Below are 4,652 nucleotides of genomic sequence, written 5' to 3' on the forward strand. Positions count from 1 at the left end.
TCCATTAACATCAATGTTTTTACTTTAAGAACATATATTTAACGTGTTAAATCAAATGAAAAAATACAATGTAATTATTAGATGACAATTGATTACGGTCAGAAGAATGTACCACAAATAAAAAAACTAATTCCTTTTTATTTTATCGAGGAATTAAGCTTTTGACCTGCAACAATCACGCCCAATTTCGGAATATCTATAATATGATTTCGATCTTAAATTATCTACTTTAACTGACGCTACCTGCTCGTTAAAGAAGACCTATTTAAAAAAGTTTATACTGCACCTGCCTTTATTATGTAAGTAAAAGTAGTAAAGCTTTAAATTGGTTTTCAAAAAAGTAGGGTTGATTATTTCTTTTTCATCAATTATTATTGTGTTATTATCACAATATGAGAAAGGAGGCAAAAAGTAATGGGAATTGATTTCATTAATGTCGAGTTTAGAAAGCATGTAAAAGTTTCAGGGGATTTAGGTACAACGGGATCAGTATGTCCTTTTTCACAAAAACAAAAAATGGAAACACTACCGGAAAACTTTTTGCCTCCTTTTATATAATGGGCAAAAATTTATGAATCTATTGCATTTGTAAAAATGCATACGAATGATTAGGCACCGGTTGTTAAACTGGTGCCTTTTTTTGTTTGATCAGTTCAGTTAGTTTGGAGAACCGAATCTTTAATCATGCTGTAGAAATATGGTGAGTTCGTTGATTTGGTTTTACAATATAAATAGATATGAGGTGAGGTTTATGGTGAAAGCAGTGGATTTAGCCTCCTAAAATCACAATATATTTTAGGAGGAAATAAAATGAAAAAGGATAGTAAATCTAAAGAAATGATTCAATCTGAAAAAAGGGGTTCTACTAGGCTTTTAATGATGGTACTCTCCCTATCTGTACTTGTAGCTGCAATTACGGTTGATTTAGTCAATCCCGTACTTCCACTAATAAGCAAAGATTTAGAAGCTTCGAAATCTCAAGTGAGTTGGATAGTTAGTGGTATTGCACTTGTTCTTGCGATTGGAGTTCCGATTTATGGTCGAATCTCAGACTTTTTTGAGTTACGAAAGCTATATATCTTTGCCATTATGATTCTGGCAAGTGGTAGTCTTTTATGTGCAATTGCCCCGAACCTCCCATTGTTGGTTTTGGGAAGAATGGTTCAGGGTGCTGGGATGTCCGCAATTCCAGTTCTATCAGTCATTGCAATTTCGAAGGTTTTCCCACAAGGAAAACGTGGGGGAGCTTTGGGAATTATCGCAGGAAGTATTGGTGTTGGAACTGCTGCTGGTCCAATATTTGGTGGAGTAGTTGGTCAATATTTAGGGTGGAATGCCTTGTTTTGGTTCACATTTTTGTTAGCCATTATGATTGTTATTGGTGCCTACTACGCGTTACCGACAATTAAACCGGCAGAATCCGTAGGAAGCAATAAGAACTTTGATTTCATTGGTGGTTTATTCCTCGGCCTCACAGTAGGATTACTCCTTTTTGGCATCACTCAAGGAGAAACTTCTGGTTTTTCTTCGTTCTCATCGTTAACTAGCCTAATTGGTTCTGTTGTAGCTTTGGTGGGATTTATTTGGAGAATTGTTACCGCAGAAAATCCATTTGTACCACCTGTCCTGTTCAATAACAAGGATTATGTCAATACGGTCATAATTGCATTTTTTTCGATGTTTGCTTATTTCGCTGTTCTTGTGTTCGTCCCATTACTAGTCGTTGAGGTGAATGGACTCTCTTCTGGACAGGCTGGAATGATATTGTTGCCAGGTGGTGTGGCTGTTGCAATCTTATCTCCCTTCGTTGGCCGTCTTTCTGATCGATTTGGGGATAAACGTCTGATAATTACTGGGATGACTCTGATGGGGCTGTCTACCTTATTCTTGTCCACCTATGCATCTGGTGCTTCACCTCTGTTAGTTTCCGTGGGGGTCCTCGGAGTAGGGATTGCTTTTGCATTCACGAATTCTCCCGCAAATAACGCCGCAGTAAGTGCACTCGATGCAGACAAGGTTGGTGTCGGAATGGGGATTTTCCAAGGTGCTTTGTACCTTGGAGCAGGAACTGGAGCAGGTATGATTGGAGCATTATTATCCGCTCGACGTGATGCTACTGAGCCGATAAATCCATTATATATATTGGACGCTATGTCCTACTCAGATGCGTTCCTTGCAGCTACAGGGGCAATACTCATTGCCTTAATAGCTGGATTAGGTTTAAAAAAGCGTGGGTAATAACTTAGTTATGTAAAGATTAGTTATTGTTTAGTTCATCTTCTATAGTTTAAGCTGTAAATAAATAGCTTAGGAATCACGCAAATTTGAATTTCTTAGAATAGAATACTTTTAAGTAACTCAACTTTCGTACACTGTTTTATTGGTGCGAAAGTTGAGTATGTTAAGGATGAAACAATGAAAACATTGGTGATCGTTTCTCACCCAGATATGCCAAATTCTCGAATCAATAAAGTTTGGGTAGAAAAAGCAGCGTCTTATTCAAACGAAATTACCATTCATGATCTTTATAGAGAGTATCCTGATTTTATTATAAATGTAAAAAGAGAGCAGGAATTAGTTGAAAATCATGATAATATTATTTTTCAATTTCCATTATATTGGTATAGTTCTCCTTCATTATTAAAAAAATGGATCGATGAAGTGATTATATATGGATGGGCTTACGGATCAAAGGGTAAAAGAATATTTTATAATCGAAAATTAGGATTAGCTATATCAGCTGGCGTAAAAAAAGGTGAATTTACAAGTATGGGTAAAAACAAGCATACATTAACCCAGATGTTAACACCATTCAAATCTTTATGTGCATAGATTCATGCTGAATATGTACCAGAGTTTGTACTTTACGGTGCTAATTCGGATATGAAGGGCGAAGAGATACAGAAAAGTGCTAATGAGTATTTGCAATATATTAAAAAGTATTATTTAAGAGCATAAAACACTTCTGCGATCATGCCAACAATACTAGAAGAAAGCCCATTTCCCCTTAACACATTTAGGGAAATGGGCTATTGAAGTTATTGAAGGTTTTAGCGATTTCATTTTAGGTAGCCAATTCAAAGTGCCCAATAAATTCCAAGAAACACAAATCTGCTAAAACAGCTTGCCATGTAATTTTTGAACTTGATCCTTTAACCGTTCATTCTCTTCTTCTAACGCCTTTATACGGCTTTTTAAGGTTTTTATTAATACGTCCTCTGAACGAGGCTTTTACTAGGTTTACGGGGGGTTAACTCACTTATCTGCATCCCTCTTAATGTCTCCACTCTAGTTCTAATATCTTTTTGTTTGTAAAGCCATGACTTTGAAACATTTGCTTTTTGTGCAACGGAATTAAAATTAATCTTCTCTTCTTTCAATGCCATCTCTGAAATTGTCTTTTCAACCCTAATTCTTGTTTTCTCCGACTTGTCTTTAGCTAGCTGAACTATGGCAGTTGTGTTACCTTTTCTAATCATTTTAATTCGTCTCCTTTAACGAATGAATAATCTGTTCTAATCTATTTTTAACACGTTCATTGGTTTCAACCTGACGCTGCCATTGGTTTTGTTTAGCCCTATTTAGTATTTCTTTAGTTCGCTCTAAGTGCTCTTCATGTTCAGTAAGAAATTGTTTACTTGTACAGAAATTCGTACAATCTAAACATGCATTTGCGTGAGGACATGGTCCTGCAATTACTGGTAACCGACAATAGCCATTAGGAAGTGCCTGTGCATTGATATTCTTTTTAAACCATTGAAGATCTGTATTGTCAGCTTCAGTATTTTCCTCACTTAAATCCAGAATGCTACCGTTATTCGTTACTAAGGTTTCCTTAAATTTCGTAAATTCCTTCTTTAGGGTTTCATCAAAAATATGTGCATATCTTGCCGTCATTTCCGGTGATTCGTGACCCAAGAACTTCTGGACAATATGTTGTGGCACTCCGTTATTTATCATTCTAGTGCCAACTGTATGCCGAAAGGCATGAGCATGAAAACGAAAAATTTCTCCGTTGCTGTCCGTTATCTTTTCTTCATAAGCTAGTTCATTTAATTTAACCCTAAAGGTATCTTGTTTCAATGGTGAGCAATCTTTTCGGGGAAACACATATACACATCCATCATCGAGTTCATCAGCCACCCTTTGCTCTTGAACTAATATCAATGCAGCAATTTCTTTAGAAATAGGAATGATATGCTCTTTCTTCATTTTCCACTGATAATACTTTAAAAAGCAATCCCCTTCTTTATCGGTTATGACGCTCCCTTTTTTCAATGTACAAAGTTCACTGATACGCATCCCGCATTCTTGAAGTACCATAACCATTGTAGCAATATAAGGTTCCAATTTATCTAATTTCCCATTTAATTGTTCAAGTATATGTTCATCAATATAACGTGGTAGTGCCTTCGGCACTTTAGGGTAATCTTCTTGAAAGATAAGAATCTTAGAAGGTGTATCCTTCCAGTCATATCTTTGAATTGTAGTAAAAAAAACGTCTAAAGTAGATATTCGTCCAGTTACAGTACTGGGTTTTAAACCTTTTAAATTAATATAATTAAAATATTGCTCAATTTCATTTCTAGTTAATTGATGAATCCTTTGTATACCTTCACAATTTTTGTTCATGAAATTAAAAAAACCTAAAC

At 35.7% G+C, this 4,652-nt stretch carries 4 protein-coding genes and 1 pseudogene; 3 read left to right on the forward strand and 2 right to left on the reverse strand.

Features of this window, described 5'->3' with window-relative positions:
* Nucleotides 1–414 precede the first annotated feature (414 nt).
* The 3 genes from TJ68_RS08350 (at nt 415) to TJ68_RS02410 (ending at nt 2,832) form a co-directional block, all read left to right on the forward strand.
* A complete protein-coding gene (locus TJ68_RS08350; protein ID WP_002360221.1) occupies nt 415–558 on the forward strand; it encodes a hypothetical protein in 144 nt (47 codons plus the stop codon).
* A 252-nt stretch (nt 559–810) separates the two neighbouring features.
* Nucleotides 811–2,238, forward strand: coding sequence for a chloramphenicol/florfenicol efflux MFS transporter FexA (gene fexA / locus TJ68_RS02405; protein ID WP_040928540.1), 1,428 nt, complete (start codon nt 811–813; stop codon nt 2,236–2,238).
* 177 nt (nt 2,239–2,415) lie between these two features.
* Nucleotides 2,416–2,832 carry an NAD(P)H-dependent oxidoreductase gene (locus TJ68_RS02410; protein WP_000855243.1) on the forward strand — a complete coding sequence of 139 codons (417 nt, stop codon included), beginning with the start codon at nt 2,416–2,418 and terminating at the stop codon, nt 2,830–2,832.
* Nucleotides 2,833–3,114: 282 nt separating this feature from the next.
* On the opposite strand, the pseudogene TJ68_RS02415 reads toward TJ68_RS02410, so the two are convergent.
* Nucleotides 3,115–3,479 (reverse strand): annotated as a pseudogene (locus tag TJ68_RS02415) (DUF6262 family protein).
* 1 nt (nt 3,480) lies between these two features.
* The coding region (locus TJ68_RS02420; RefSeq protein ID WP_040928542.1) for a tyrosine-type recombinase/integrase at nt 3,481–4,652 on the reverse strand (1,172 nt) is incomplete at its 5' end.

The sequence above is a fragment of the Nosocomiicoccus massiliensis genome (genome assembly GCF_000438455.1).
Lineage (GTDB): Bacteria > Bacillota > Bacilli > Staphylococcales > Salinicoccaceae > Nosocomiicoccus > Nosocomiicoccus massiliensis.